Origin of the sequence: Parasynechococcus sp. (assembly GCF_042954245.1) — a bacterium.
Lineage (GTDB): Bacteria > Cyanobacteriota > Cyanobacteriia > PCC-6307 > Cyanobiaceae > Parasynechococcus.
Window position 1 is genome coordinate 1 of sequence record NZ_JBGKDP010000201.1, and the last position, 1,858, is coordinate 1,858.

Below are 1,858 nucleotides of genomic sequence, written 5' to 3' on the forward strand. Positions count from 1 at the left end.
GCTGATACCAGCCAGCCCGGAGCCGTGGAACACCCTCCGCAGCATCAACCCAGCGGAGTGGAGTCAATGGGCTGAACTGGATCACCGGCTACTCCAATGGCGCTGGAAGCTGGCCCCCCTCGAACCACTCCAACTGCTGCGAGGGGTGCTGCTGGATCACCCTTGCCTGATGTTCAGCAGCAATGGAGACAACTCCAAGCTGGATCTGGAATTTGAACAGGCCGGCGTGTTCCCCGACGTGCGGGCAACACTGCGAGAACGGGAACTGAATGAACCGCTTCCCCTCTATGCCCCGCGTCGTCAGCCGCTGCCAAACACACGGATCTACGCCCAACATCTCCTGGAGGAGAGCAGAAGGCTCATCCTTGGCCAAGCGGGGCTCACCATCGTTCTTGTTAATGACAACCAGCTGCGTCGCCAGCTGACCAGCGCCCTGGCTGCGGAATTCGGACGCCGGGTGGTGCAGGAGTCGACAGCACCCGAAAGCAATGGCGTGGTCACCTGCAGCTGGGACTGGTGGCTGGAGCATCAGGAGCAGCTACCGGCCCCAGCACAGTTGATTGTCGGCATGCTCCCCATCGCCAGCCTGGACAATCCGCTTACCTCGGCTCGGGTGGAACGGTTGAAACAACAGGGAGAGGATTGGTTCCGCACCCTGCTATTGCCGGAAGCCCTGAGCCTGATCCCCGCCGCCATTGCACCGCTGCGCCGCAGTAGTGGTCGCCTGGCCATCCTCGATGGCCGCCTCCGAGGGCGCAGCTGGGGTGATCAGGTGCTGCATCGACTGGAACCTTGGATTCCATTGCAGCGACTGCTGCCGGAGTGAACAACGCCTAACCTCCCTGCAACGCTCAAAAGTGCATGGGAGAAGCACGCCGCCGGGCTGCCCAGGGCTTATCCCCCCGTCAGCCCAAGGCCAGAACCAAAGCTGTGGACACCTCCCCACGGGTGGTGTCCTGGCTTCCGCTGACCCGCAACCAGACGCAGCAGTTCATGGCGGTGACCACCCGCGGCGCCTGGATCGGCATCGGAGGGATGGTGGTGCTCTGGATCACGGTGCGCTTCATCGGCCCAGCGGCCGGTTGGTGGACGCTTGCGGATACCCCCTGAGGAACCGGCTCAACCCAACAAACGAAAACAAAAGAAAACCTTTAGACTGGATCTCAATGGAGGCTCAGTCATGTTTCCGCGCCTAGCCGAGCACTACCGATCCGTCGTTGAAGACCTGGTGATGAGCCTGCAGGCCCTCGCCAGCAGCCTTCAAAGCGCAGGCTTTACAGCCACCTGTTATTCCTGTGGCGACGGCCGCGATGGTCATGGAGCTTCGTTTGTGGCTGACATCGGCGATGGCCACATGGTGCGCTTTCTTGTCTCCGACTTCGGCATCAGCTGGGTGGAGTCCCGCAACGGCAGAGAACTGGTGAAGCTGGAGGGAGCCGAAGCCATCCAGGAATTGCAGCGGATGGCCGATTTGGCCCAGGAAGGCCAGGAGGTCCGCGCCATGCAGTCCCTAGCCCAGGCCGCCTGAAATCAGGCCGCCGCCTCTGAGGCCTTGGCGGGAGCCGACTTATCGGCAGCAGCCGTCTTCGCAGCGGCGGCGAGGGGGCGCATCGAATTCGCCTTCACCTCAGAGCCCTCGGTCAGTTTCTGACGCACCAATGTTTCGATGGTGGCCGTTGCATCCGGGTTCTCCTCCATCCAGGAGATGGTGTTATCGCGACCCTGACCGATGTTGTCTCCCTCGTAGCTGTACCAAGCGCCCTTGCGGACAACAACACCCGTCTCTTCAGCCAGATCCAGAAGGCAGCCCAGGGTGCTGATGCCGCGGCCGAAGAGAATGTCGAATTCGGCAATTCGG

Annotated in this window: 2 protein-coding genes and 2 pseudogenes; 3 read left to right on the plus strand and 1 reads right to left on the minus strand. The window is 61.9% G+C overall.

What is annotated here, in order from left to right; translation table 11 throughout:
- The 3 genes and pseudogenes from ACGVJ8_RS09105 to ACGVJ8_RS09115 form a co-directional block, all read left to right on the plus strand.
- Positions 1 to 826, plus strand: a pseudogene (locus ACGVJ8_RS09105) (helicase); the annotation flags it as partial.
- A gap of 35 nt (positions 827 to 861) precedes the next feature.
- Positions 862 to 1,110 carry a DUF2839 domain-containing protein gene (locus ACGVJ8_RS09110; RefSeq protein WP_392347414.1) on the plus strand — a complete coding sequence of 83 codons (249 nt, stop codon included), beginning with the start codon at positions 862 to 864 and terminating at the stop codon, positions 1,108 to 1,110.
- 70 nt (positions 1,111 to 1,180) lie between these two features.
- A complete protein-coding gene (locus ACGVJ8_RS09115; RefSeq protein WP_392347416.1) occupies positions 1,181 to 1,528 on the plus strand; it encodes a DUF1815 family protein in 348 nt (115 codons plus the stop codon).
- 2 nt (positions 1,529 to 1,530) lie between these two features.
- Here the strand turns inward: ACGVJ8_RS09115 and ACGVJ8_RS09120 are convergent.
- Positions 1,531 to 1,858, minus strand: a pseudogene (locus ACGVJ8_RS09120) (DNA recombination/repair protein RecA); the annotation flags it as partial.

Excerpts from the sequence above, each read along its gene's own strand:
- ACGVJ8_RS09110 (WP_392347414.1), top strand. The coding sequence starts at position 862 with ATGGGAGAAGCACGCCGCCGGGCTGCCCAGGGCTTATCCCCCCGTCAG.
- ACGVJ8_RS09115 (WP_392347416.1), top strand. The coding sequence starts at position 1,181 with ATGTTTCCGCGCCTAGCCGAGCACTACCGATCCGTCGTTGAAGACCTG.